This is a genomic window from Pseudomonas sp. RIT409 (assembly GCF_003052515.2).
Classification (GTDB): Bacteria; Pseudomonadota; Gammaproteobacteria; order Pseudomonadales; family Pseudomonadaceae; genus Aquipseudomonas.
This window is the reverse complement of record NZ_QARE02000003.1, coordinates 317,036-344,028: the sequence shown is the minus strand read 5'-3', so window position 1 is coordinate 344,028 and position 26,993 is coordinate 317,036. Positions and strand designations below refer to the sequence as shown.

Here is a 26,993-nt window from a genome sequence, read left to right as displayed (position 1 = left end):
AAGTTCGTTCAATTGGCAGGCCAGGGCGACCTGCGGCGGCGCTTTTCAGCCGCGTCGGCGAGTGGACCCGCGGACGATCAGTTGCGCCGAGAAGTCATACAGCCGCGTGGGCTCTCGATCCCCGCGTAAGCGATCGAGCAGGCACTCGAAAGCCGTGACGCCAATGTCGTGGGTCGGTTGCGCGAGGGCGGTGATGCCGCTCCCCACCAACGGGTACCAGTCCAGGTCGTCGAGTGCGATCAGGCCGATGTCGTCGAATAGCTGGCAGCCCAACTCGTGCAAGTGACGCGTGGTGCAGAGGGTGGCGACCCCGTTGCCGGTGAATACCGCTTTTGGGCCGTGGCCGGTGTTCGCGAGAAAGGCGCGCAGGTCCTGCGCAAGGTGATCGCCGGTTTCCGTCACGTCGCCCCGCAGCGCCGAGCGAGCGGCGATGCCCGCGTTGAATGCCTCGACCCGTTCGATGCGCGAGCTGGTGCCGTCCTGAGGCTCGGTGACCATGAGAATGTCGCGGAAACCCGACGCTTGCAGGTGGTCGAGTGCCTGATTCACGGCGTCAATGTTGTCGAGGCCCACCAGATCGCTTTGCAACTGATCGACTTTGCGGTCAACCAACACCATAGGCAACTCGTTGTGCAGTTCGCGCAATTCGTCGAGGTGGTGGCCCAGCGTATTCACGATCAGGCCTTCGATGTTGTACGAGCGCAGCGCTGCGAGGTGCAGGCGTTCCTGCTCGTCGTCGCGATCGGTATTGCACACCACGAGGCTGTAACCGTGCTTGCGGCAAGCGGTTTCGACGCCGTGCATCACGGCAATGGAATAGGGGTTGCGAATGTCCGCCACCAGCATGCCGATCAGGCGGGTACGCCCGCGTTTGAGGCCGCGGGCCATCTGGTTGGGGCGATAGCCGAGGGTGTCGATGGCCTGCTCGATGCGCTGGGCGATGGCTTCGGACAGGAGCTGGCGGTCGTCGCCGATGAAACGCGAGACGCTGGCCTTGGACACGCCGGCCAGGTCGGCGACATCGTTCATGGTGACGCGGGCGCGCGTCTGCAGTGGAATGCTGTTCATGGCCTGGCCCTTATTGGAGTTGTCAGCAGGCGTTCGAGGCAGAGCGCGTGTGGCTCTGAAACCGGTTTCAGGAAACACCAAAGCGAACGCGTCGTCAACTCGGGATCGGATGAAAGGTGATGGGGGGGGTACTCGAAACGGGCCCTGTCATTCAGCAGGGCGACCGGGCCAGACGACCAGCGCCTGACCTGAGCCCTGATCAAGGGCATAAGTGAGGTCAAAAAGCGCAACACAATGCTGAACCGCTGTTGCCAGACCAACAGCGGGCAGGTCGTTTGACGATGGCGGAGGAAGGGGATGGCGCCTACTCAACTAAATAGCGAAATGAACCAGCGAACCCCGACCGGGAAAGATAAACATTGTCAGCGAGCCTTCACGTTCTGCATGCTGCATCTTTCAATTGTGTTACAGGACCTTTCTGCGCATGTCTGCCCCTGCCCGAGCTGCCGACGCCGCATCACGCCGTTCGGCGACTGTTCTCAGTCTGTGCCTGCCCAGTGATGTCCTGTTGTATCTGTTGCTGCCGATGAACGCCGAGGCCTTCGGTATCAGCCTGCCGGAGGCCGGGATTCTGCTGGCCGCCAATCGATTGGTGCGGATCTTCGGCTACAGCTATGTCGTGCGCTTCTACGCCCGCCACGGGGACCGCCCCACGGTGATGCTGGCGGCGCTGGTCTCGGCGCTGTGTGCATTCGGCAATTCGTTTTTCGTCGGTTTCTGGTGGCTGCTGATCCTGCGCCTGGGGTGGGGGCTGACCTTCGGTGCGCTGAACCTCTCGACCCAAGCCTTGGCCACCTCCGAACCCGCCGGGGCCGCTCGCCGGTCGGGGACTTCACGGGCGATCATCGCCATCGGGCCGATGCTGGCTTTGCCATTGGGGGCCCTGATCAGCCTGCATTTCGGGCCTCGGGTGATCTTCCTGATTCTGGGCTGTTGCTCGCTGGTTGCCTGGGTGGTCGCCAGAGGCTTGCCTGACCTGGCCCACGCGATGCCCAGCACGGGCGGGCGGCGTTTCAAGGCGCCGGACAGTATCGCCATGTGGTCCTTCGTCGAAGGTGTGGCACTGGACGGGCTGTTCATTTTCGGCCTCTCCCTGCAAGCGCAATCGGTGCTGGGAGGCAATGCCGTGTTCATTGCCGGTGTGCTGCTGGCCCTGCGCTATGCCTCGGAAATGCTGCTCAGCCCCTTGGGTGGCCGGGCGGCGGCGCACTTTGGCGCTGTGCGCATGTTGGTGATCTTTTCCGGGCTCACGACGCTGGCGCTCACTGCTTTTGGTTTTCATTGGCTGATCATCGGCGCCGGCAGCGTCTTGATCCTCCGGGCGCTGCAATTGCCTTTGGTCACCACGCTGGTGGCCGAACGCAACCCCGGCGCGGCACGGGTGCAGGCCTTGGCGGGCAATGCGGTGTGGAGAGACGTGGGGGCCGGTGTCGGACCGCTGCTGGCAGGGGTGCTTCTGCCCATTGCGTCCCCATCCTGGGTGTACAGCCTGGCCGGCCTGGCGGTGGTCATCAGCGCGATCATCTGCAGCCGTTACAAGGTGCGCGAAGCGACGGCTTGAGCGCGCTGTAACATTCGCTTACCTACCGTTCGGCGATTACCGCGCGAGATCAGGGGCTTGCATGCAACCTTTGATGTGTTTTCGCCTCTGATGGTCATTCTTCATACGGACATAAAGTTTCACCAAACTGCGTTGGCCAGTGATGCCAGCGGACAGGGAAGTTGTTCAGGGCGCGTCCGCCCTTCACACAGAACCCGGGCCACCATGACCTTCTTCAAAACAAACGCTTCAACGCCGTTGCAACGTCTCGCTTGTCTCTCCCTCCCTTTGCTGCTGCTGGGCTCTGCGCTGTTCTGGTTCGCCGCGGGCAAGGGGGTGCACGCCGAGCCGAAGGATGGTACGCAGACGCTGGTTTTCCTGCGCCACGCCGAGAAACCCGAGAGTGGGCTGGGGCAGCTGAATTGCCAAGGCTTGAACCGCGCCATTGACCTGTCCACCGTTTTGCCGAATACGTTCGGCAACGCCGATTTCATCTTCGCCGCCAACCCCAACCGCCGGGTGGAAGAAGGTGACGGCGACCATTCCTACAGCTATCTGCGCCCTCTAATGACCGTAGGGCCCAGCGCCATCAAGTTGGGATTGCCGGTCAATATCGACTTCGCGGCCAACGACACCAGCGACCTGGCCCGTGAGCTCATGCGCGACAAATACCACGACGCGACCATTTACACCGCCTGGTCCCACGGCTACTTGCCTGAGCTGATCAACAAGGTCGCCGAGCGGGCCTCCGGCCAAGACCTGAAACTGGTTCAGGACTGGACCGGCGATGACTTCGATTCGGTGATGGTGCTGACCCTGAAATGGAACGACGGCAAAGCGACTTTGCAGTACGAAAACTACAAACAAAATCTGAATGATGGTGCGGTGGGGTGCCCCACCTGAGCCGGTGGCGCTTCTGCACGGGGTGATTTGAACGCAAGAACAGGATGGTTTCGCCCTTGGCGCCCGGTAATATGGCGCTCGTCGCGTAGCGAGGAGCCTGGCATGACCTTCACTTACCGTTTCATCGATTCTCCGGTCGGGCAATTGAAATTGATCGCCAAAGGCCCTGCACTGGCGGCCATTCTCTGGGAAAACGACCGACCTGGCCGGGTACTGCTCGGCGCAATGGACCCGGATTGCGGCAGTGACATCCTGGACCGTACCGAGCGGCAACTGGCCGAGTACTTTGCAGGGGCGCGTGATCGGTTCGATCTGCCGCTGGCGTTTCACGGCACCGCGTTCCAGATGCAGGTCTGGCAGGCGTTGCTGACGATTCCGTTCGGCGAAACCCGCAGTTATCTGGACATTGCCACCCAATTGGGCAACCCCGCCGCGGTGCGGGCGGTGGGTGCAGCCAATGGCCGAAATCCGATCTCTATCGTCGCCCCCTGCCATCGGGTGATCGGCCGTTCCGGCGCACTGACCGGTTTCGCCGGTGGATTGGAAGCCAAAGAATGGCTGTTGACGCTGGAGGGCTGGCTGCCTCGAACGCCGGCCCGACGAGGCCGAAACGAGCCCTCGAGGCAGGTCCCGCTGTTTTGAACGGGTTACGCCAAAGCGGCACCAAGGTGCTATTGCTTTGCCGTTCGGATGCTCTACGCTGGCGATCAACTGCCTAATCGATCACCTGCCCGCCATGAGCCAGAGCCTCAACCCGCTGCGTAAATTCGTGTCCCCGGAAATCATCTTCGGCGCGGGCAGCCGCCACAGCGTGGGCAACTATGCCCGGACGTTCGGCGCGCGCAAGGTGATGGTCGTCAGCGACTCTGGGGTCATCGCGGCCGGCTGGGTCGCGGACATCGAGGCCAGCCTGCACGGCCAGGGGCTTGATACCTTCTTGTACAGCGAAGTGTCGCCCAATCCTCGGGTCGAGGAAGTGATGCGGGGGGCCGAGTGCTATCGGGAACACGGCTGCGATGTCATCGTCGCCGTCGGCGGCGGCAGCCCGATGGATTGCGGCAAGGCGATCGGCATTGCCGTGGCGCACGGGCGCAACATTCTAGAGTTCGAAGGCGTGGATACCCTCCGGGTGCCCAGCCCGCCGCTGATTCTGATCCCGACCACCGCGGGCACCTCAGCGGACGTCTCGCAGTTCGTGATCATTTCCGATCAGCAGGAGCGAATGAAGTTTTCCATCGTGAGCAAGGCCGTGGTGCCGGATGTGGCGTTGATCGACCCGCAAACCACCCTGAGCATGGACCCGTTCCTGTCTGCCTGTACCGGGATCGACGCGTTGGTCCATGCCATCGAGGCGTTCGTGTCCACCGGCCACGGGCCGCTGACCGACCCTCACGCACTGGAGGCCATGCGTCTGATCAATGGGCATCTGGTACAGATGATCGCCAGCCCCGCAGACCTCGCCCTGCGAGAAAAAATCATGCTGGGCAGCATGCAGGCGGGCCTGGCATTTTCCAACGCGATCCTGGGGGCGGTGCACGCCATGTCCCACAGCCTGGGTGGCTTCCTCGACCTGCCGCACGGCTTGTGCAACGCGGTGTTGGTCGAGCACGTGGTGGCCTTCAACTACAGCTCCGCCCCGGAGCGCTTCAAGGTCATCGCCGAGACGCTGGGCATCGATTGCCGAGGCCTCAACCACGCGGCCATCAGCAAACGCCTGGTCGAGCACCTGATCGCGCTCAAGCGCCAGATCGGCTTTCACGAAACCCTCGGTCGGCACGGTGTGAGCAGCAGCGACATCCCGTTCCTCTCCCGCCACGCCATGGGTGATCCATGCATCCTGACCAACCCCCGGGCCTCGAGTCAGCGCGACGTCGAAGTGGTGTATGGCGAAGCCCTCTGATCCCCGGGAAAACGCGCTGACCGCGCTGCTCGGTCTGGGCAATCACTCGACGCGCAAAAGCCATTACCCGGAGCTGACGCTGCGTCTGGCGGAGCTGGAGAACGAGCGCAATCGCTATAAATGGCTGTTCGAACATGCCGTGTATGGCATTTTCCAGGCGCGTGTGAATGAGGGGTTGCGGGCGGCGAACCCAGCGCTGGCGCGCATGCTGGGGTATGACGATCCGCAAGAAGCCTTGCTGGCCCTCGACGACCTGGCCGGCGCCCTGTTCGTCGGCGGTCAGCCTGAAATGAACCGGATCGTCACGGCCTTGACCCGCGAAGGCGGCGTTCAAGGCTACGAGACTCGCCTGAAGCGCAAGGACGGCCGTTGCATCGACGTGCTGATGAGCCTCTTGCTCAAGCCCGAGGAAGACGGCGTGTATGAGGGTTTCGTTGCGGACATCACCGAACGCAAGCTGGCTCAACAGCGCTTGCAGGAGCTCAACGATCAGTTGGAGCAACGGGTGGCCGCGCGGACCGACGAGTTGTGGGAGGCCAACCTCAATCTTCAGCAGCAGATTGCTCGCCGCGAACGGATCGAACACGACTTGCGCGACGCCCGGGACGCTGCCGAAGCGGCCAACCTCAGCAAGGACAAATACCTGGCGGCCGCCAGCCACGATCTGTTGCAGCCGTTGAACGCGGCCCGCTTGCTGATTTCGACGTTGCGCGAACGTCACCTGCCGCAGGCGGAGGCGACCCTGGTCGAACGCACTCACCACGCGCTGGAAGGGGCAGAGGACCTGCTGACCGACCTGCTGGACATCGCCAAGTTCGACCGGGCGTCGATCCAGCCGGACATCGACCTGTATCGACTGGATGAGGTGCTGGCGCCCCTCGTCTCGGAATTCCAGCCTGTGGCAGCGGCGGCGGGGTTGAGCTTGCGGGCGCACATCGGCGCATTTGCCGTTCGCACCGACTTTCGCCTGTTGACGCGGATATTGCGCAATTTCCTCAGCAACGCCTGCCGTTATACCGAGCGAGGCGGCATTTTGCTGGGGGCGCGCAAGCGCGGGGCTCACCTGCGGATCGAGGTCTGGGACACCGGATGTGGCATTGCGGCAGACCGTCTGGCATCGATCTTTCTGGAATTCAATCAGCTTGACGTCGGGCGCACGTCGGACCGCAAGGGCGTCGGGTTGGGGCTGGCCATCGTCGAGCGTATCGGGCGGATTCTCGGTGGAAGCATTCAGGTGCGCTCCCGCCCAGGCCGAGGCTCGGTGTTCGCTTTCGACGTGCCGCTCTCGGCCGAAGTCCCTGTTCCGGCCTCCGTCAGCGTTCAGCCACAAGCCGGTATCGGTGATCCCTTGCCCGGCCGTCGTTTGCTGGTCATCGACAACGAGACCGGCATTCTGGAAAGCATGGCCGCGCTATTGGGCCAGTGGGGCTGCGAGGTGCTCACCGCCAGCGACGAAGCGTCGTCCCTGGAGGTGTTGGCGGGGCGGGCGCCCGAAACGATTCTGTTCGATTTTCATCTTGATCATGGCGTGCTGGGGTGTGACGTGGTGGCGCGCCTGCGCGCGCACTTCGGTGTCGCGATTCCCTGCGTGATGATCACCGCCGACCGAACAGACCGTTGTCGACACGCGCTGCAGACGCTCAACGCGCCGCTGTTGAACAAGCCGGTGAAGCCCGGAAAACTGCGGGCAGTGTTGAGCCAACTGCTGGGCTGATTCTCTGGGAAACAGCGCAGACGATGGCCCAACTGCTCCGATGGGTGTCAGTCACGGCTGAGAGGCTGGGGATTGCGGTTCTTCGCCTCGATCCACTGGGCCATGTACTGCGTGCTCTTGTGCAAATGGTGACGCAGCATGGCGCCGGTGAAGTTCGCCGCACGGTGCGCACCCAAGTCGCTGCGCAGGTGATCGATGCGCTCGATCAAAGCCTGGCAGTGCGGTGCGAAGCGAAAGCGCGCCTCCAGCACCTTCCAAGCGTCACGCTGCGAGGCTTCCCAGCGCGCCTGATCGGTGTAGAGCTGCACGGCCTGTTCCGCCAGTGAGCGAGCATCCCGCGCGATGGCACCGGGGAAGGGCAGCTCGCCGTGCATGGCCTCGGCGCCGATGGGGGTGGTGACCGTGGGCGTACCGCAGATCATCGCATCGATGATCTTGCCCTTGATCCCGGCGCCGAAGCGCAGCGGTGCCAGCGACACCCGGGTGGCGGACATCACCGCCAGCGCATCTTCGGCCCGGTTCATGATGTGAAAACCCTGTGCCGCATTGTGCAGCGCGGTCGCTTTGGGCGGCGTGTAGGCACCGTACACGTGCAACTGAGCCGTCGGCAGGCACTGGCGGATCAGCGGCCAGATTGCGTTTTTCAACCACAGCACCGCATCCCAGTTCGGAGCGTGGCGGAAATTGCCAATGGTCAAGAAATGCGCACGCTCTGCATAGCCGGGCGCCTGCCGTGGGACAGTGCGCACCAACAACGGCGCCCAGTGCAGGATCGACGATGGCACACCGAATTGCTCGGTCAACAGGGCGATTTCCAGATCGGAGACCATCAGGCTCAAGTCGCACCGGTAGATGGCGGCGATTTCCCGCTGGGCGATATCGGTGGTCGCCATGCTTGAAAAAAGCGCGTCATGGGGCATCTCGAAGTAGCTGGACAGGTCGACGTCCGGATGGCCGTCGAGGCGTTCCTTGACGCGTCGGTGACGGGCATGACGCAGGCTTTGCAGGTCGGACGTCTCAAGCACTCGCACCGCGTTCGGCGCGTGCCGTTCCACGCGCCAGCCGAACTGTTCTTCCATCAGGAACTGGTCGAACAGCACCACATCCGGTTGCAGCTCGCCGATGAAGGCGTCGAAGCTGCTGTTGTTCAGTTCGATGGGCACTTCGACGATGCCGAGGGCGGCGAGGTCGGCCTTGTGCTCGCCCTCGGTGGCCGCGCTGGCGAAGGTGATGTGCCAGCCCTGCTCGAGGAAACAGTCGATCAGTTGCATCACATGGCCGCTGGCGGCCGAGGAGCGGGGCTCTGGCCAAACGTATCCGATGATCAGTACGCGGGCGGGGTGACTATGACTGGACAAGGATACCGTTGACCTTGTCGCGCAATTGGTCGATGGAAAACGGCTTGCCGATCAGGTGCATGCCCGGCGGCACATCGATGTTCTCGGCATACCCGCTGGCGAACAGCACGGGCAGGGACGGACGCAACGCGGCGGCTTGTATGGCCAGGTCGGTGCCTCGCATGTCGGGCAAGCCCTGGTCGGTCATCATCAGGTCGATGGTGAGGTCTTCCTTGTTTAGAAAGGTCAGCGCTTCGCTGCCGTCGGCGGCTTCGAGCACGGTGTATTCGAGCTCATCAAGTACATCGACGATCAACATGCGCACGATGTCGTCATCTTCAACCACCAGAATCGTGCGGGCTGGGTCGGACATGGAAGGTTCCTTCAAATGGTTTGATCGATCAGGTGGAGTGTGCCCCGATCAGTGTAAACAGCTAAGCGGGTGATTGTGACAACATCCAGGCCGCAAAAACACACCTCATTTGAGTGTTATGGCGCAAAGAAATCACGCAAACGTATAGTGCGCGCACTGGCCCTGTCGATTCCAGCGCATAAAAACTTTGATCTGTGCCATGAAGTCAGAGTTTTTTGTCGCAGAATGCGGCAAACTCCCACGTTTATCCGAATGTGTCCCGGGCCTTGCGATGATCCAAACCTCTGCTGTCAATGAGCAACGTTTCCGCAAACTGCTGAGCCGCAATGTGAGTCTTCCCCTCGCGGTCGGCGTCCTCAGTGCCGCGTTTTTCGTGATTTTAATCAGTTACCTGCTGTCGGCGATTCAATGGGTGGAGCACACCGATCGGGTCATCAACAACATCAACCGCTCGCTGAAGCTGTCGGTGGATATGGAAACCGGCATGCGCGGCTACCTCCTGACGGGCGACGAACGTTTTCTCGACCCTTACGAAGTGGCCAAGCCCAACATCATCTCCGAGCTCAAGGGCCTGGAAGAGCTGGTGGCCGACAATCCCGATCAGGTCGATCGCTTCCGCCGTCTGGCGGCGATGCAGGAATCGTGGAACCAGTTCGCGCAAAGCATGATCAATCTGCGCCGCAACAATGGCGATTACGCGACACCCGTGCTGAACCGTCAGGGCAAGCGCCTGACCGATGAGATTCGCGAGCAATACGATCAGGCAGCCAATGTCGAGCACCAACTGCGGCTGACGCGCAACTCGGACGTGACCCGCACCACCGTGATATCGGTTTCGCTTTACGTGGTGTTCGTCCTGATCGTCAGCGGGATATTGGCCTGGGTCGGGCGGCGCGACATGACGGCGCTGTCCACGACCTACAACGCCAACATGAAGGCTCAACAAGAAGATGCCGAGCGCCTGGCCCATGTGGCCTGGCTGCGCAATGGCCAGAGCGCCCTGGCCGAGCAGGTGATCGGGCAACTGACGTTGAACCTGCTGGGGCGCAATGTGCTGCAGTTCTTTGCGCAACACCTTGGGGCGGTGGTGGCCGCGGCCTATGTCCGCCAGGAGCATGGGGGGCTGGTGCGCGTGGCCTCCTATGGTTTTTCCCGTGAGCAAGAGCAGCAGGAACAGTCGATCTACAGCGGTGAGGGTGTGGTGGGCAAAGCCGCCGAACAGGATCGGATCATCACCCTGGACAACGTGCCGCAGGATTACTTCAAGGTCACTTCGGGCCTGGGTGAGGGGTCGCCGCGCAGTGTGGTCGTGGTCCCGACCAGCAATGACGACCAGGTCAATGGCGTCATCGAGTTGGGCTTCCTGCGCGAGCTGACCCAGCGCGACCTGGAGTTTCTGGAGCTGGTCGCCGACAACGTCGGCACGTCCATCGAAGCCGCCCGTTACCGGCAGCGGCTACAGGAGGTTCTGGCGGAGACCCAGCAACTCAACGAAGAGCTGCAAGTCCAGCAGGAAGAATTGCGCACCGCCAACGAAGAGCTGGAGGAGCAATCGCGCATCCTCAAGGAATCCCAGGCTCACCTGGAAACCCAACAGGTCGAGCTGGAGCAGACCAACCTGCAATTGTCCGAGCAGAGCAAGGCACTGGCCGAGCAACGCGACGCCCTGGATCGCAACAACGAAGAACTGAACATTGCCCAGATCGAACTGGAAGCGCGCGCCGATGCGTTGCAGCGCTCCAGCAAATACAAATCCGAATTCCTCGCCAACATGTCCCACGAGCTGCGCACGCCGCTGAACAGCTCGCTCATCCTGGCCAAGTTGCTGGCGGACAACCCGCAGGAAAACCTGACGCAAGAGCAGGTGACATTCGCCGAATCGATCTACTCCGCCGGCAACGACCTGTTGAACCTGATCAACGACATTCTCGACATCGCCAAGGTCGAGGCCGGCAAGCTCGATGTGCGCCCGGAAAACTGCTCCGTCAGCCGTCTGGTCGATAGCCTGCGGATGCTGTTCGAGCCGCTGGCGGCCGATAAGCGCCTGCAGTTTTCGGTAGAGATCCAGCCTGGCTCTCCCGTGGCGCTGTACACCGACCGCCAGCGGCTGGAACAGGTGCTCAAGAATCTGCTGTCCAATGCCATCAAATTCACCGAGGCAGGTTCAGTCAGCCTGACCGTGTCGCGTCAGCCCGGCGAAGGGATCGTCTTCACGGTGCGAGACTCCGGCATCGGCATTGCCGAAGACCAGCAGGACAGCATCTTCGAAGCCTTCCATCAGGCAGACGGCACCACTAACCGCCGCTATGGCGGCACCGGCCTGGGGCTGTCGATCTCCCGCGATCTGGCGCGCCTGCTGGGCGGTTCCATCTCGGTCACCAGTGCGTTGGGGCAGGGCAGTGTGTTCACCCTCGTGCTCCCGGAACAGTACGTCGAGGACGCTACCCTTATCGAGGCCGCGCCAGCCCCCGCGGTCCCTGCGCCGGTCGTGTCGCCTGCCGCTGCACAGCCCGCGTCGATGGCTTCAGCGCCGGCAGCCGTGGCCGAACCCATCCCTCGGTTCGCCGACGACCGGGAAAAGGTGCCGTTCGACAACCGCTGCATTCTGGTCATCGAAGATGAAGTGCGCTTTGCCCACATTCTTTACGACCTGGCCCATGAACTGGGCTACCACTGCCTGGTGGCCCATGCTGCCGATGAGGGCTTCGACCTGGCGTCCAATTTCCTGCCGGACGCCATCCTGCTCGACATGCGCCTGCCCGACCATTCCGGGCTGACCGTCCTGCAACGCTTGAAGGAAATGCCGACGACGCGCCATATCCCGGTGCATGTAATCTCCGTGGAAGACCGCCAGGAAGCGGCTTTGCAGATGGGGGCCATCGGCTATGCAGTCAAGCCGACGACGCGTGAAGAACTCAAGGACGTGTTCGCTCGTCTCGAGGCCAAGCTGACGCAGAAGGTCAAGCGCGTGCTGCTGGTGGAAGACGACGCCCTGCAGCGTGACAGCATAGCCCGGCTGATCGGCGACGACGACATCGAAATCACCGCCGTCGGCTTCGCTCAGGATGCCCTGGCGTTGCTGCGCGACAACGCTTACGACTGCATGATCATCGACCTGAAGCTGCCGGACATGCTCGGTAATGACCTGCTCAAGCGCATGTCGACGGATGAAATCCGCGCGTTCCCGCCGGTGATCGTCTACACCGGACGCAACCTCACGCGTGAGGAAGAAGCCGAGCTGCTCAAGTACTCCAGAACCATCATCATCAAGGGCGCGCGCTCCCCGGAGCGGCTGCTCGATGAGGTGACGCTGTTCCTGCACAAGGTCGAGTCGCAACTGTCCAACGAGCGTCAGAAAATGCTCAAGACCGCGCGCAGCCGCGACCGGGTCTTCGAGGGGCGCAAGATTCTGGTGGTGGACGATGACGTGCGCAACATCTTTGCCCTCACCAGTGCATTGGAGCACAAGGGTGCGATCGTGGAAGTCGGTCGTAACGGCCTTGAGGCCATCGACAAACTGAACAGTGTCGAGGATATCGACCTGGTGCTCATGGACGTGATGATGCCGGAAATGGACGGCTACGAGGCCACCCTGCAAATCCGCAAGGACCCGCGCTGGCGCAAGCTGCCGATCATTGCGGTGACCGCCAAGGCGATGAAGGACGACCAGGAGCGCTGCCTGCAGGCAGGCTCCAACGACTACCTGGCCAAACCGATCGATCTGGATCGCCTGTTCTCGCTGATCCGCGTGTGGCTGCCCAAAATGGAACGTATTTGAATGAGCCGGATCAATTGACCACGCCCGCAGAGACACCAGGTTTTACCGATGGCCCATGAGCGAAACGCCGAGATCGAATTGCGTCTGTTGATCGAGGCGATCTACCTGAAATACAGCTATGACTTTCGTGATTATTCCGGCGCGTCGATGAAACGGCGCGTCGCTCATGCGTTGCGTCAATTCGAGCTCAAGACCATCTCCGCGTTGCAGGAGCGCGTGCTGCATGACCCTGCGATGTTCATGCAACTGTTGCAGTTCCTGACGGTGCCGGTCAGCGAAATGTTTCGCGACCCGTCCCATTTTCTGGCGATTCGCCAGGAAGTCGTGCCCATCCTCAAGACCTACCCGTCGCTGAAAATCTGGATCGCCGGGTGCAGCACCGGGGAAGAGGTCTACTCGACCGCCATTTTGTTGCGCGAAGAGGGCCTGCTTGACCGCACGATCATCTACGCCACCGACATCAACCCCCGCTCGTTGGAGAAGGCCAAACAGGGCATTTTCTCCATGGAGCATGTGCACAACTATCACAACAATTACCTCAAGGCGGGCGGCAAACGGCTGCTGTCGGATTACTACACGGCAGCCTATGACTACGCGATCTTCGACAAGACGCTGCGGACGAACGTCACGTTCGCCGACCACAGCCTGGCCACGGACAGCGTGTTTTCCGAGACGCACCTGATTTCGTGTCGCAACGTGCTCATTTACTTCAACAAGAACTTGCAGGATCGGGCCTTCGGACTGTTTCACGATTCCCTGTGCCATCGCGGTTTCCTGGTGCTGGGCAGCAAGGAAACGCTGGAGTTTTCCGCTTACAAGGATCAGTTCGAGCCCTTGGTCAAACAAGAGCGGATCTACCGTAAATCATGAGAACGTCGTTTTCCGCAGCCGATCCGGGGATGCCCGCGCTGCCGAAGGTCGATGCGGTTGTCGTGGGCGCCTCCGCAGGTGGCGTCGAGGCGTTGCTGCGCGTTTTCCGACCGCTGCGCAGGGGCTTTCGTCTTCCGATCATCGTCGTGCTTCATCTGCCAGACGAGCGCCGCAGCCTGCTCGCCGAGGTGTTCGGATCGCAGTTGAACATGCCGGTCAAGGAGGCGGACGACAAAGAACCCATCGTCCCTGGCACGTTGTACTTTGCCGCACCTGGCTATCACCTGTCGGTGGAGCGCGACCTGACCTTTTCATTCAGCCAGGAAGAGCGTGTTTACCACTCGCGGCCCAGTGTGGATATCCTCTTCGAGTCCGCCGCCGATGCCTACGAAAACAGGCTCGCGGGTGTGCTGCTGACGGGGGCCAACAACGATGGTGCCAAAGGAATCGCACGAATTGCCGAGTACGGCGGTCTTAGCGTGGTCCAAGACCCGGCGCAAGCCTTGGCACGGGCGATGCCGGACGCTGCATTGGCGTTACACACCCCTGACTTTCTCCTGTCTTTGGCCGACATTGGCCTGTTGCTCATTGAGCTGGAACGTATCGCATGCTGAGTGAAATCAAAGCCAAGTTGTTGATCGTCGACGATTTGCCGGAAAACCTGCTGGCCCTTGAAGCGCTGATCAAACGCGAGGACCGTCAGGTCTACAAGGCCACCTCGGCAGACGAAGCGTTGTCGCTGCTGTTGGAGCATGAGTTCGCCATGGCGATTCTTGACGTGCAGATGCCGGGCATGAATGGCTTCGAACTGGCCGAAATGATGCGGGGCACGGAAAAGACCAAAAACATTCCCATCGTGTTCGTGAGTGCCGCTGGCCGTGAACTCAACTACGCGTTCAAGGGCTACGAAAGCGGAGCGGTGGATTTCCTGCACAAGCCGTTGGACATTCATGCGGTCAAGAGCAAGGTCAACGTATTCGTCGACCTGTATCGCCAGCGCAAGGCGATGAAGCAGCAGGTCGAGGAATTGGAGCGCAGTCGGCAGGAGCAGGAGGCGTTGTTGCGCGAACTGAAGTCCACCCAGAATGAGCTGGAGCATGCGATCCGCATGCGCGATGACTTCATGTCGATCGTCTCTCACGAAGTGCGTACCCCGCTCAACGGGCTGATTCTGGAAACCCAACTGCGCAAACTGCACCTGGCCAAGGACAACGCCTCGGCGTTCACCCTGGACAAGCTCAAGGCGATGGTCGAGCGTGACGAGCGCCAGATCCAGAGCCTGATTCGCCTGATCGAAGACATGCTCGACGTCTCGCGCATCCGAACCGGCAAGTTGTCGATCCGCACCAGCGCGTTCGACCTGTCCGAGCTGGTGGTCAATCTGGTAGAGAGTTACTCCGCGCAAATCGCTGCCGCCGACTGTGTCGTGACACTGCACGCCAGCGAGCCCGTGATCGGCATTTGGGATGAGTTCCGCATCGAACAGGTGGTGGCGAATCTGCTGACCAACGCCATGCGCTACGGCGCCCACAAACCGATCGACGTGCGGGTCTACGCCGCAGAGAGCGAGGCGCGGGTCGAGGTGAAGGACCAAGGCATTGGCATCAGCCCGGAAAACCAGAAGCGCATCTTCCAGCAGTTCGAGCGGGTGTCGGCCAGTCACGCCGTGGCAGGCCTGGGCTTGGGTCTGTTCATTTCCGACCAGATCGTCGCGGCCCACGGCGGCAGCATCAGCGTCGAAAGCGAAGAAGGCCAGGGTTCGACGTTCAGGGTCAGCCTGCCGCTTTGAACCCCAGAGGCCCGTGGCAGAGCGCTTCGCTGATTATCCGTTGCGGTCGGTCACCGGGCTTTTGTCGGCGACTGCTAAATATCTGATTTGCCTGCGCAACCTCCACAGCGCGCCATGGTCGTAATGGCAGCTATTTAAAGATTGAAGGCGTTACCATGAGCTCTGATGCAGAAAATGTCGTTTTGATCGTCGAAGATGAGCCGCTGATCCTGATGCTGCTGTCCGACTATCTGTCGGGAGAAGGGTACCGGGTGCTCCAGGCGGAGAACGGTGAACAGGCGTTCGAAATCCTGGCCACCAAACCTCATCTGGACCTGATGATTACCGATTACCGCCTCCCGGGTGGCGTGTCCGGTGTCATGATCGCCGAGCCCGCGGTGAAGCTGCGACCGGAGCTCAAGGTCATTTTCATCAGTGGCTACCCGGCGGAAATCGTCGAATCCGGAAGCCCCATCGCACGCAAGGCACCCATTCTGGCCAAGCCGTTCACCATGGACAGCCTGCACTCGCAAATCCAGACGCTGCTGAATTGAGCCTGCACTGTTACGGGCGGTGAGGGCAGGTTACACGCTGCTTCAGCAGCGCTGCTTAAGCCGCTCGACGCCCATGGCGATCGACGCGCTCGCAGACGGGCAGGCAATGCCCGACCGGCGTGCGAGCCCTCGACCGCCGGTCACCGCCAGCAGGGTGACCGGTTCACCCTTCGATCATCTCCCGCACCTTGAGGGTTAATTGCTCGAAGGCGAACGGTTTGGTGATCATCTGCATGCCGACGTCCAGAAAACCAGCATGAGTCCCGGCGTTTTCCGCATAGCCCGTAATGAACAGCACTTTCAGAGAGGGACGCAACTGCCGCCCGATGTCCGCCAGTTGCCGCCCATTCATGCCCGGCAGCCCCACGTCGCTGATCATCAGATCGATGCGTTGACCCGATTCGAGAATCGGCACCGCGGCCAGGGCGTCGCCCGCCTCAAGGTAGTCATAGCCCAGTTCACTGAGGACTTGGCTGACCAGCGCACGTACCGCGGGGTCATCTTCGACAATCAAGATGGTTTCACCGTCCCGGGCTTCCAGCGCCTGGGCATCGATCAGAGGGTTCTGCGCCTCCTGGTCACCCTTGAAGCGCGGCAGGAACAACTGCACGGTCGTGCCGTGGCCCACCTGACTTTCGATTGCCACATGCCCCCGTGATTGCTTCGCGAAGCCATAGATCATCGACAACCCGAGGCCCGTTCCCTGGCCAATCGGCTTGGTCGTGAAGAACGGGTCGAACGCGCGGCTGATCACGTTTTCCGGCATGCCTGAGCCCGTGTCCCTCACGCTCAACACCACATAGTCGCCAGGCAAGAGGTTTTCATAGGCATCGGTGAAGGTGGGGTCCAGCCGGCGGTTGAAGGTTTCGATCATCAGCATGCCGCCGCTGGGCATGGCGTCTCGGGCATTGAGCACCAGATTCAGCAGTGCACTCTCCAACTGATTCGGATCGGCTTCCGCGGTCCACAGCTCTGGTGCCAGGCACATGTCCAGACTGACGCTTTCATTGATGCTGCGGTGCAGCAACTCCCCCATGGAGATGACCAGACTGTTCATCTCCACCGGCTTGGCGTCCAGCGACTGGCGACGGGAGAACGCCAGCAACCGGTGAGTCAATGCCGCCGCGCGATTGGCGGAGGTCACGCCCAGATCGATCAGCCCGTCGAGGTCGTCGGTGCGGCCCTTGGCGATCCGCCGGCGCAGCAGCTCCAGGCTGCCGATGATGCCGGTGAGCATGTTATTGAAATCGTGGGCGATACCGCCGGTTAGTTGCCCCACGGCTTCCATTTTCTGCGACTGACGCAGCGCCTCTTCGTTGTGGCGCAGTTGAGCGGTGCGCTCCTCGACCTGTTGCTCCAGGGTCTCGTTGAGGCGGCGCAGTTGGGTTTCGGCCAGCTTGCGTTCGGTGATGTCCGAGGTCACGCCAGCCAGCAGGCTCACCCGGCCGTTGCGGGCCCGCAGGGCACGCGCGCGCACGTCGACCCAATGCAGCGAGCCATCCGCCCAGACGTTACGGAATTCCATGACGAAATCGCTGCCGGTGTCGAGACTCTGCTGAAGCGCCGACTGCATACGCGGCTGGTCTTCGGAATACACCGCATCCAGCCATTCAGGGTAGGTGAATGGCGCGTTCTCATCGCGACCGAAGTGGGAGCGGGTGAGGGCTGAGCAGTCCAGTTCCAGGTATTCCGCTTCCAATTGCCACGGCCCGAGGCTGCCTGCCTTCAGCGCATGTTGCAAACGCTGCTCGCTTTCGGCCAGGTCTTCCATTCGGCTGCGGGCTTCATATTGCCGCCGACGGCTGCGCACGGCAGTGGTTACCAGGCTCACCAGCGTCACTGGATGGAAGGGCCGCTCGAGAAACGTCACATTGCCCAGCAACTTGCCCAGTCGCGACGAAGGGTTCTGTTCCGGGCTGCCATGGCGGGTCATGAGGACGATGGGCAGATCCGACCACGTAGGTTGGTTGCTCAAGAGGCTCATCAGCGGGTTGATGTCCACTCCACGCAACGCTTCGTCAGCCACGATGGCCAGCCCGGCACCGGAGATCAATTCCCGACACAGCCCTGCAAGGTCATGGGTGATCAATGCCGGAAAACCGGCTTCCTGAAGAATCCGCAAAGCGATCTGGCTGTCCCTGCCGAGTGGGGCCAGGATGATGGCTCGTTCTGACAGTTGTCCCGGTGTACTCACGCGTCCTCATCCCTCAGCAAGGGGCTGCTTTCACCTGCGTAGTCCGGGACGCCGCGCAATACGCCCTGGAACGCGTCCAACGGCACACCGATTTTCAGGCCCGAACCGCCGATACGGTATTCGCGGATGCTGGATTCGTGGGTCCCGGTGCGTTTCTTGATGATCGAAATGGCTCGGCGGACCTTGCCCATGGCCTCGAAATACCGCAACAGGATCACCGTGTCCGCCAGGTAAGTGATGTCGACCGGCGCCTCCATTTCGCCCACCAGTCCATGCTGGGCAACCGTCAGGAAGGTCGAGGCGCCGCGACGATTCAGGTACAGCAGCAGTTCGTGGACATGCAGAACCAGGGCATTCTCCTCAGGCATCGCGGCGTGATACCCATTGAGACTGTCGATGATTACCGTGGTGATCCCCTCGTCATCGACACGCCTGCGCACTTGGTGGGAAAACTCCCCCGGCGACAATTCGGCGGCATCGACCTGTTCGACCACCAGGTTGCCGGACGCCTGTAACGCGGCCAGGTCGATCCCGAGCTTATTGATTCGATTGATCAGCAGGCCCTTTTCCTCATCGAAAATGAACACTGCCACCTTTTCGCCTCGAAGGGCGGCCGCCACGCCGAACACCAGGGCAATCAGCGTCTTGCCCGTGCCCGAAGGCCCGATGATCAACGTGCTGGAGCCACTGTCGATACCGCCGCCCAGTAACGAGTCGAGCTCCGGAATACCGCTGCTGACCTGACGACTCTCGTAGCTGGCCCTGTATTCTGCCGCGATCAAGCGGGGGAATACCTGGACGCCTTCGGTTGCGATCGTGAAATCGTGATAGCCGCCGCGGTACTTCTGGCCGCGGTATTTCAGCACCCGCAGGCGCCGGCGTTCGGCGCCATAGTTGGGTGTCAGCTGTTGGAGGCGTATCACGCCATGGGCGACGCTGTGGACCGTCTTGTCCTGGTGTTCCGCCGTCAGATCGTCAAGGAGGATGACCGTGGCGTCATAGCGGACAAAGTAATGTTTGATGGCCAGTATCTGGCGACGGTAGCGAAGCGAAGCCTGCGCCAGCAGGCGAATCTCCGACAAGCTGTCGATGACCACGCGGCTCGGACGTACGCGTTCGACCACTTCGAAAATCTGCCGGGTGGCCTCGCCCAGTTCCAAGTCGGATGAGTACAGCAGGCTTTGCTGGTGCTCGGCGTCGAGCAGGTCTTCCGGCGGTGTGAGTTCGAACACGTCGATATTCGGGCCCAGCGACCAACCGTGTGACTGAGCGCCGTCGCGCAATTCCTGCTCGGTTTCAGAGAGGGTGATGTACAGACAGCGCTCGCCAGCCGCCGCACCTGCCATCAGAAACTGCAGTGCGATGGTGGTCTTGCCGGTGCCCGGCTCGCCTTCCAGAAGAAAGACGTGATTCCTCGAAAGACCGCCAGAGAGGACGTCGTCCAGACCTTCGATGCCGGTTGCCGCTTTTGATGTAGTCAAAAATCGCCCTCATGCGACCTGTAGTGGAAAGGGGCAGATCGCGAAATCGGTTGCCCCGCACAGCGATTCATAGGCGATTCGCTGGCACTTCTCTGGACCCCGGCCGTACACAGGCGTTCAGTCTTTCAACGCTGCCATTGTCCGGCAAATGGCGCAACCGTTGCCTGCGTCGGTTTCGCTCCATTGATATAGTCCGGCGAGATGGCCTTGCTGCCTTACCCTCTCTCAACAGGATAATCGCCGTGTCCGACTACAGCGCCTTCAAGGTCGACTTGACCGACCACATCGCCCACGTACAGATCAACCGCCCGGAAAAGGTCAACGCCATGAACACGGCATTCTGGAGCGAAATCATCGATATTTTCCAGTGGGTCGACGCGACCGATGAGGCGCGAGTGGTGGTGCTCAGCGGCGCGGGCAAGCATTTCTCCTCGGGCATCGACCTGATGATGCTGGCATCGGTGGCCAATGAACTGGGCGAGGATGTCGGCCGCAACGCGCGAATGCTGCGGCGCAAGATCCTGCAGATGCAGGCGTCGTTCAGCGCCGTCGACCGTTGCAGCAAGCCGGTGCTGGCGGCGATCCAGGGCTATTGCATCGGCGGTGCCATTGACTTGATCAGCGCCTGCGACATGCGTTACGCCGCGGACGATGCGTTGTTTTCGATCCGCGAAATCGACATGGGCATGGCCGCGGATGTGGGCACCCTGCAACGCCTGCCGCGCTTGATCGGCGACGGCATGATGCGCGAAATGGCTTACACCGGTCGCAACGTCAAGGCGGACGAGGCACTGCGCATCGGCCTGGTCAATCGCACGTTTACCGATAACGACCAACTGCTGGAAGGCGTCTTCGCTATCGCGAGGGATATCGCCGAGAAGTCGCCGATCGCGGTCAGCGGCAGCAAACGCATGATCGGTTACATGCGCGATCACAGCGTGGACGACGGCCTGGAATACGTTGCCACATGGAACGCTGCCATGTTGCAATCGGCGGATCTGAAACGGGCACTGGCTGCGCACATGAGCAAACAGAAGCCGGTGTTCGATAATTGACCGTGATACCAGGCAGCCCGCCGCCTGACGTCGTCAGGCCTTAGCCGAGCGCCGGGGGCTTGGGTCGCCGCTGAACAGGAGAGCTTTCATGACGCGCCCCAGGCGTTGGACCACCGCTGTGCTCGACCCTCTGGACACCGGCGGGTGGGCCGTGGTCCACAGCGATCAGGGTTTTCTGCTGGATGACAACGGTGCGATGTTTCCTCGCGAGTGGCTCAGGCGGCAAGAGCTGCCGCTGCTGAGCGAGCACGGCATCGGCCATTTCGACGGTGAGCCGGTGTACCTCTACGCGCTGGAGCGTCCGGTCGAACTGGAAGGCGTCCGTTGGCAGACATTGCGTCAGTTCATGCTGGGCGAGGATGCCGATCTGTTTCAGGTGCTCGGGTACGCCGCGCAGATCAGCACCTGGGCCAGGGAGCATCGCTTTTGCGGCAAGTGCGGACGGCCCACTCAGCAGATTCCGCGTGAGCGGGCCATGCACTGCAGCCACTGCGACCTGCGCGCCTACCCGCGTATCTCACCGAGCATGATTGTGCTGATCACCCGTGGCGATGAGGTGCTGTTGGCGCGTTCGCCGCGTTTCGTCACCGGGGTCTACAGCACCCTGGCCGGGTTTGCCGAGCCCGGCGAGTCCGCCGAAGACTGCGTGCGCCGCGAAGTCATGGAGGAGGTGCAGATCAAGGTCAAGAATATCCAGTACAAGGGCAGCCAATGCTGGCCGTTTCCGCATTCGATGATGCTGGGGTTCCACGCCGAATACGACAGCGGCGAGATCGTGCCTCAGGCCGACGAAATCGAGGACGCCCAGTGGTTCAGCATTCATGCCATGCCGCCTTTGCCCGCGAGCCGTTCCATTGCCCGTTATCTGATCGACCTCTATCTGGCACAGCGACTGGGCTTAACTGAACCAGTGCTGCCAGGCCAGGCGGACAGTTAGCGCCAGCACCACACTGATGAACACAGGGCGGATGAATCGGGCACCGCCCTGAATGGCCGTCCGCGCGCCGAGAAAGGCACCGACCATCAAGGCCGCGCCCATCGACAGGCCGATCACCCAGTCCACGGTGCCATTGATCGCGAAGACGGTCAGCGCCGCTGCGTTGCTGACGAAATTCATGCTTCGGGCCACGCCACTGGCCTTGACCAGGTCAACCGGGTACATCAACAGCGTGCTCACCGTCCAGAATGCCCCGGTGCCCGGGCCTGCCACGCCATCATAGAAACCCAGGCCCAGCCCTTGCGTTGCCTGCCATCGGGTCTTGATCGGCACATCGCTGTCCAGCGGCGCCTTTGGCGTGCCCCCAAACAACAGGTACAGCCCGCAACCGAAGACGATCACCGGTAGCATCTGGTTGAGCCATTCGGCGGGCAGATAATGCGCGACCACAGCCCCGATCAGTGCCCCGGCGAAGGTGCCGAGCAACGCGCGAGTCCACTGTCGAGGGTGAAACAGTTTGCGGCGATAGAAAGTGAAGCTGGCGGTCGCTGAGCCGAAGGTGGAGCTGAGTTTATTGGTCCCCAGCACCAGGTGCGGCGGTAGACCCGCGGTCAGCAGGGCGGGGGTGGTCAGCAGCCCGCCACCACCGGCGATGGCATCGATGAAACCGGCCACGAAGGCGACGAGGGCAAGTACCCACAATGTAGTGAGGTCAACGGACAGTTCGAAGGGCATGGGTCAGGGCTTATTGGCAGCAGGGCAGAATGGCTGCCCGGAAGCGGCGCATTCTACCTGTGATCCATGGCCTTTGGCTGGCCCATCTGCTCTCGAAACCTGCAAGGCGTGGAGGCCGGCTCCTCCCGGCGGCGCCCTCAAATGTCCGCCACGTTGACCCAGCGCATTTCCCTGGCCGCCACTCGGATGGCCGCGGCCAGGCGTTCCACTTCCAGCGCTTCGGCGAAATCCGGCCCTTCGTTCCCGCCGCCGCAGATGGCCTGGATCAGGGCGTGCACTTCCAGCGTCTTGAGCTCGTTGTAGCCCAACTGATGGCCTGGCGCAGGGCAGAAGGCCGCGTAACCGGGCTGAGCCGGACCGGCCAGAATCCGCTGGAAGCCATCTCGCCCTGGAGCGTCTGCGCGGTAGTAGCGCAGTTCGTTGAGGCGCTCCTGATCGAACGACAGCGTGCCGCCCGTGCCGCTGACCTCGAAGCTCAAATGATTCTTGTAGCCGTGCTTGAGCCAACTGCTGGCAAAGGTACCGCGCGCGCCATTGCTGAAGCGCAACAACGCGTACGTCTGGTCGTCGATGGCGATCTGGCGGCGTTCCGGGCTGCCGTGGAGGGCAGGGCGTTCGGCGTGCACCGTTTGCGAGTCCGCGCACACCGAGTCGACATCACCCACCAGGTACCGGGCCATGGCCAGCAGGTGACTGCCCAGGTCGGCCAGCGCACCCCCGGCATGGGTGTGTTCGCAACGCCACGACCACGGGGCGTGCGGATCACCCATGAAGTCTTCGCTGAATTCGCCCTGGAAACTGACGATCCGGCCCAGTTCGCCTGCCTGAATCATCTGCCGCGCCAGGCCCAGAATCGGGTTGTGTTGATAGTTGTAGCCCACCCGTGTGACGACGCCGACTTTCTTCGCCGTGCTGTGCATTTCGCGGGCTTGCGCCAGGTTGACCGCCAGCGGCTTCTCGCAATACACCGCCTTGCCCGCTTCAAGGGCGGCCATGGCCATCGGGTAGTGCAAGTGATTGGGTGTGGTGATCGCCACCAGATCGACCGCGGGGTCGTCGATCAGCGCTTGCCACGCGGCGTGGCTGCGGTCGAAGCCCCAGGATCGGGCGCACTGCTCAGCGCGAGCGGCGTCGGCATCGGCCAGGGCAACGAGTCGGAGGTTAACGGGCAGGTCGAAGACGGTGCGCGCGCTATGAAACGCCAGCGCATGGGCGCGCCCCATGAAGCCGGTGCCGATCAGCCCGACACCCAAATCCGGCAGAGAAGATTCACGCATGACGCATGTCCTTGAAGGCTCATTGTTGTGCTGAAAATCTATGCCGGGATGGGGCTCGAGGGAACCGATATTCCCTCACCAGCACCTCAGATTGACCTCAAGGGCCGGTCACCGAGCTGCAGTCGCCACTGCAGTCGATGAGCTGACGGTGCGCAGGCGGGTTGGCCGTTGCAGAAAGGGACGCGTGAGGGCTGGCCTGTCGACTCGCCCCTGCTGAGTCATACACGCAGGCTTCAGGACAGGAACCCGCCGTCCACGTTCAGCGCCACGCCGGTGGTGTAGCTCGATGCATCGCTGGCCAGGTACAACACCGTGCCAGCCATCTCGCTCGGGGCGGCGACTCGCTTCAGCGGAATCTGCGCCAGCGCGGTCTTCAGAATCGTGTCGTTGTTGACCAGTGCCGAAGCGAACTTGGTGTCGGTCAGCCCCGGCAGCAAGGCGTTGCACCGGATGCCGAACGGGGCGCATTCCTTGGCGAAGACCTTGGTCATGTTGATCACTGCGGCCTTGGTCACCGAATAGATGCCCTGAAACACCCCCGGCGAAACACCATTGATCGACGCGACGTTGATGATGCTGCCGCCGCCGTGTTCGCGCATCAGCTTGCCAGCTTCAACCGACATGAAGAAATAGCCGCGGATGTTCACGTCGACGGTTTTCTGAAACGCACCCAGGTCAGTGTCCAGCACGTTGCAGAATTGCGGATTGGTCGCCGCGTTATTGACCAGGATATCCAGGCGCCCGAAGGTCTCCCGGATGCGCCCGAACACCTGATTGATCTGTTCCATTTCACCGATGTGGCAGGCCATGGCCGTCGCCTGACCGCCCTCGGCGATGATGGCATCGGCCACCTGCTGGCAGCCGTCGAGTTTACGGCTGGAGACGATGACATGAGCCCCTTGCTGAGCCAGCAGCTTGGCGATGGCTTCGCCGATACCGCGGCTGGCACCGGAGACGAAGGCGATCTTGCCGTCGAGGTCGAACAGTTGAGTCTTGGACATGGTGTCTTCCTTGGGGTGTTGCGAACGGAGGCTGCACACAGGGTTCAGAGCGCCGAGCGGTCGATGACCTGCAGGGCCATCTGCTCCAGCAAGGCGTTCATGTGGATGAACGGTGCGAAGCGCTTGTCCTGGGTCTGGCCGTGATAGAAACGGTAATAGATTTGCTGGACGATGCCTGCCAGGCGGAACAGCCCGTAGGTGTAGTAGAAGTCGAAATTGTCGATGCGAATGCCCGAGCACTCGGCGTAGTACGCGACGAATTGATCGCGGGTCAACATGCCGGGCGCATGGCTTGGCTGGCGACGCATCATTTGCACGGGCGCCGGATCATCGGCCTGGATCCAGTAGGCCAGGCTGTTGCCCAAGTCCATCAGCGGATCGCCCAGTGTCGTAAGTTCCCAATCCAGCACGCCGATGATCCGCATCGGATTGGTGGGGTCGAGAATCACATTGTCGAACCGGTAATCGTTGTGCACCAGACTGGGGGCGGGGTGGTCGGCGGGCTGCTTGTCGGCCAGCCATCGCGCGACGCGCTCCCAGTTTGGCGCGTCCGGCGTCCGGGCCTTGTCATAGCGTTCGGTCCACCCACGAATCTGCCGCTCGACGTAGCCTTGCGGTTTACCCAGGTCTCCCAGACCGCAGGCGTTGTAGTCGACCTGGTGCAGCTCCACCAGCTTCTCGATGAAGCTTTTGCAGAGGGCTTCGGTGCGCGCCGCGTCGAGGTTCAGTTCGGCCGGAAGCTCCGCCCGCAAAATGATGCCCTTGACCCGCTCCATGACGTAGAACTCGGCACCCATCACCGATTCATCGGTGCAATGCACATACGCCTTGGGGCAGTAAGGGAACGCTTCCTTCAATTGATTGAGGATGCGAAATTCGCGCCCCATGTCGTGAGCGCTTTTGGCCTTATGGCCGAAGGGAGGGCGGCGCAGGACGAATTCCTGTTCGGGGTACTGCAGCAGGTAGGTGAGATTGGACGCACCTCCCGGAAACTGACTGATGCGTGCGCTGCCGGTCAGGCCCTGAATGTGGGCTTTCAAATAGGGGTCGATCAGACCAGCGTCGAGTTCTTCGCCGGATCGGACCTGAGTGGACTGGTCGGTGAGCGCCATGCTTATCCCTGTCGTTTATTTCGGAGGATCAGGATCATTGACTAATCTAATGCGCGCTCAGGGTGAGGAACAGCGCATGTGGGCCGTTATAGGCGAGCGTGTTACGAAGTAATCAGCCGCTTTGATGCCCGACTCACCCAGGGCTGGCAAAAAAAAACCGAAGCCGGTCGGCTTCGGTTCTTCGGTGTTGAGCGAGGCGCCTGCGCGCTTAGGACGGAAACAGCTGGCTCAGTTTCATCGCCAGCATCATGTCGCCTTCCGCGCGCAGTTTGCCCGCCATGAACGCTTGCATGCCGTCGGTTTCGCCGCTGACGATGCCGGCGAGCGTGTCGCCATCCATGACCAGTGTCACTTGCGCATCAGGGTTTTCGCCTTCCTGCAACTCGCATGTCTTGTCCTTGACGATCAGGGAGAAGTGTTTGTCCTCGTCGATACGGAAGCCGAAAACCAGGTCCAGGCCTGCAGCGGCGCTTGGGTCGAACTTGGCTTTCATCGCTTGTACGGCGTCGGCTACGGAGGTCATGGTGTCATCCTTTTATTGAAGTGATTGCAGGCACCTCGCGGTGCAGTTGGCCGGGCTCACCGGTAAGTGATGAGCTCCGGCGCCTTCGTCAGTTGCAAATGTGCATGACTGTTGAAGGAAGCCAGCGACACCTCGCGCCCTCTGAATTTCAGGTGGTTGAGTGAGGTGTTGACGATTTGCCAGTTGAGTTCGAATGCTTGGGCCGCAGGGATGCGGGTGATCAGGTGAAGCAGGGCGGTGATGGTGCCGCCCGACGTGAAGACCGCGATGCGGTCGCTTGGCGCCGCTTGATCCAGGACAGCGTCCAGGCCGCGTCGGGCCTGTTCGACGAACGCGAGCCAGGTTTGCAGCGCCGGGGTATCGTGTTGGCCGCCGAGCCAGCGGCTAATGATCAGCGCGAACAGGCGCTGAAACTCGGCGCGGTTATGGGCGGCATTGCGCATGATCGCCAGCGCTTCGGGTTCGTCCGGCAGCATCGCCGGGAGCAGGGCGCGGATCACGCCTTCGGCGTCGAACTCATTGAATGATGGATCGGTTTCCAGCGCTGGGGTGGTCAGCCCGGCGGCATCCAGCTGCGCCATGACCGTCTCGGCGGTGTGGCGTTGGCGAAACAGACTGCCGCAAATGCAGCGGTCGAACGTCAGGCCCAAGTGGGCGAGGTGCGCACCGAGGACTTCGGCCTGGCGATAACCGGTCGGCGACAGGACATCGTAGTCGTCGGCACCAAAAGAAGCCTGGCCATGTCGTATGAGGTAGATGCTGCCCACGTCCGCTTCGCCCCGGTACGTTGAAAGTGTTGGGAGGTTAGGAGGGCGGTGCAGGGTCTGTCAACGAAAAAACATACGCTTGTTTGAATTGTTCGACTGTCATCCT

General features: G+C 61.6%; 23 protein-coding genes. 12 read left to right on the top strand and 11 right to left on the bottom strand.

From position 1 onward, the window contains the following. Positions 1-45: 45 nt before the first annotated feature. On the bottom strand, positions 46-1,068 hold the full coding sequence (locus DBP26_RS06085; RefSeq protein WP_108236486.1) for a LacI family DNA-binding transcriptional regulator: 1,023 nt from the start codon (positions 1,066-1,068) through the stop codon (positions 46-48). A 424-nt stretch (positions 1,069-1,492) separates the two neighbouring features. Here DBP26_RS06085 and DBP26_RS06080 point away from each other — a divergent pair, with 424 nt between their 5' ends. The 5 genes from DBP26_RS06080 (at position 1,493) to DBP26_RS06060 (ending at position 7,125) form a co-directional block, all read left to right on the top strand. Beyond that, a complete protein-coding gene (locus tag DBP26_RS06080; RefSeq protein WP_108236487.1) occupies positions 1,493-2,629 on the top strand; it encodes an MFS transporter in 1,137 nt (378 codons plus the stop codon). 204 nt (positions 2,630-2,833) lie between these two features. After that, positions 2,834-3,511, top strand: a complete 678-nt coding sequence (locus tag DBP26_RS06075; protein WP_108236488.1) for a hypothetical protein — start codon at positions 2,834-2,836, stop codon at positions 3,509-3,511. A 102-nt stretch (positions 3,512-3,613) separates the two neighbouring features. Beyond that, a complete protein-coding gene (locus DBP26_RS06070; protein WP_108236489.1) occupies positions 3,614-4,153 on the top strand; it encodes a methylated-DNA--[protein]-cysteine S-methyltransferase in 540 nt (179 codons plus the stop codon). 94 nt (positions 4,154-4,247) lie between these two features. After that, positions 4,248-5,411, top strand: coding sequence for an alcohol dehydrogenase-like regulatory protein ErcA (gene ercA, locus DBP26_RS06065; RefSeq protein ID WP_108236490.1), 1,164 nt, complete (start codon positions 4,248-4,250; stop codon positions 5,409-5,411). Next, positions 5,395-7,125 (top strand): PAS domain-containing sensor histidine kinase, encoded by a 1,731-nt coding sequence (locus tag DBP26_RS06060; RefSeq protein ID WP_108236491.1) that lies wholly within the window; start codon positions 5,395-5,397, stop codon positions 7,123-7,125. The genes ercA and DBP26_RS06060 overlap by 17 nt, the downstream gene beginning before the upstream one ends. Positions 7,126-7,172: 47 nt before the next feature. On the opposite strand, the gene DBP26_RS06055 is transcribed toward DBP26_RS06060, so the two are convergent. Further along, positions 7,173-8,483, bottom strand: coding sequence for a glycosyltransferase (locus DBP26_RS06055; protein ID WP_256600597.1), 1,311 nt, complete (start codon positions 8,481-8,483; stop codon positions 7,173-7,175). Then, positions 8,470-8,835, bottom strand: a complete 366-nt coding sequence (locus DBP26_RS06050; protein ID WP_108236493.1) for a response regulator — start codon at positions 8,833-8,835, stop codon at positions 8,470-8,472. Before DBP26_RS06050 ends, DBP26_RS06055 begins: the two co-directional genes overlap by 14 nt. Before the next feature lie 271 nt (positions 8,836-9,106). Between DBP26_RS06050 and DBP26_RS06045 the strand changes: the two genes are divergently transcribed. The 5 genes from DBP26_RS06045 (at position 9,107) to DBP26_RS06025 (ending at position 15,805) form a co-directional block, all read left to right on the top strand. After that, entirely contained in the window at positions 9,107-12,613 is a 3,507-nt protein-coding gene (locus DBP26_RS06045; protein WP_108236494.1) for a response regulator, read from the top strand. A gap of 48 nt (positions 12,614-12,661) precedes the next feature. After that, on the top strand, positions 12,662-13,483 hold the full coding sequence (locus DBP26_RS06040) for a protein-glutamate O-methyltransferase CheR (protein WP_108236495.1): 822 nt from the start codon (positions 12,662-12,664) through the stop codon (positions 13,481-13,483). Continuing rightward, a complete protein-coding gene (locus DBP26_RS06035) occupies positions 13,480-14,097 on the top strand; it encodes a chemotaxis protein CheB (RefSeq protein WP_108236496.1) in 618 nt (205 codons plus the stop codon). The genes DBP26_RS06040 and DBP26_RS06035 overlap by 4 nt, the downstream gene beginning before the upstream one ends. Next, positions 14,091-15,272, top strand: a complete 1,182-nt coding sequence (locus tag DBP26_RS06030) for a hybrid sensor histidine kinase/response regulator (protein WP_108236497.1) — start codon at positions 14,091-14,093, stop codon at positions 15,270-15,272. The genes DBP26_RS06035 and DBP26_RS06030 overlap by 7 nt, the downstream gene beginning before the upstream one ends. Positions 15,273-15,427: 155 nt before the next feature. After that, a complete protein-coding gene (locus tag DBP26_RS06025; protein WP_108236498.1) occupies positions 15,428-15,805 on the top strand; it encodes a response regulator in 378 nt (125 codons plus the stop codon). Between the two features lie 163 nt (positions 15,806-15,968). Here DBP26_RS06025 and DBP26_RS06020 read toward each other — a convergent pair whose 3' ends face one another. After that, complete coding sequence (locus DBP26_RS06020; protein WP_108236499.1) at positions 15,969-17,999, bottom strand: PAS domain-containing sensor histidine kinase; 2,031 nt, start codon at positions 17,997-17,999, stop codon at positions 15,969-15,971. Next, entirely contained in the window at positions 17,996-19,480 is a 1,485-nt protein-coding gene (locus DBP26_RS06015; protein WP_108236500.1) for an ATPase domain-containing protein, read from the bottom strand. Before DBP26_RS06015 ends, DBP26_RS06020 begins: the two co-directional genes overlap by 4 nt. A gap of 242 nt (positions 19,481-19,722) precedes the next feature. Between DBP26_RS06015 and DBP26_RS06010 the strand changes: the two genes are divergently transcribed. Next, positions 19,723-20,535 carry a crotonase/enoyl-CoA hydratase family protein gene (locus DBP26_RS06010; RefSeq protein ID WP_108236501.1) on the top strand — a complete coding sequence of 271 codons (813 nt, stop codon included), beginning with the start codon at positions 19,723-19,725 and terminating at the stop codon, positions 20,533-20,535. Between the two features lie 88 nt (positions 20,536-20,623). Continuing rightward, the gene (gene nudC / locus DBP26_RS06005; protein WP_108236502.1) at positions 20,624-21,472 is read left to right on the top strand and encodes an NAD(+) diphosphatase; all 849 of its coding nucleotides are present in this window, start codon (positions 20,624-20,626) and stop codon (positions 21,470-21,472) included. Here the strand turns inward: nudC and DBP26_RS06000 are convergent. From DBP26_RS06000 to DBP26_RS05975, 6 genes are all read right to left on the bottom strand, one after another. Continuing rightward, positions 21,434-22,207 (bottom strand): TSUP family transporter, encoded by a 774-nt coding sequence (locus DBP26_RS06000; RefSeq protein WP_108236503.1) that lies wholly within the window; start codon positions 22,205-22,207, stop codon positions 21,434-21,436. The two genes, nudC and DBP26_RS06000, sit on opposite strands and share 39 nt — an antisense overlap. A gap of 137 nt (positions 22,208-22,344) precedes the next feature. Further along, positions 22,345-23,484 carry a Gfo/Idh/MocA family oxidoreductase gene (locus DBP26_RS05995; protein WP_108236504.1) on the bottom strand — a complete coding sequence of 380 codons (1,140 nt, stop codon included), beginning with the start codon at positions 23,482-23,484 and terminating at the stop codon, positions 22,345-22,347. Between the two features lie 233 nt (positions 23,485-23,717). After that, a complete protein-coding gene (locus DBP26_RS05990; RefSeq protein ID WP_108236505.1) occupies positions 23,718-24,485 on the bottom strand; it encodes an SDR family oxidoreductase in 768 nt (255 codons plus the stop codon). Between the two features lie 44 nt (positions 24,486-24,529). Further along, the gene (locus DBP26_RS05985; RefSeq protein WP_108236506.1) at positions 24,530-25,597 is read right to left on the bottom strand and encodes a phosphotransferase family protein; all 1,068 of its coding nucleotides are present in this window, start codon (positions 25,595-25,597) and stop codon (positions 24,530-24,532) included. Positions 25,598-25,805: 208 nt separating this feature from the next. Continuing rightward, entirely contained in the window at positions 25,806-26,120 is a 315-nt protein-coding gene (locus DBP26_RS05980) for an SCP2 sterol-binding domain-containing protein (protein ID WP_108236507.1), read from the bottom strand. A gap of 56 nt (positions 26,121-26,176) precedes the next feature. After that, positions 26,177-26,887 carry a histidine phosphatase family protein gene (locus DBP26_RS05975; protein ID WP_108236508.1) on the bottom strand — a complete coding sequence of 237 codons (711 nt, stop codon included), beginning with the start codon at positions 26,885-26,887 and terminating at the stop codon, positions 26,177-26,179. Positions 26,888-26,993 lie beyond the last annotated feature (106 nt).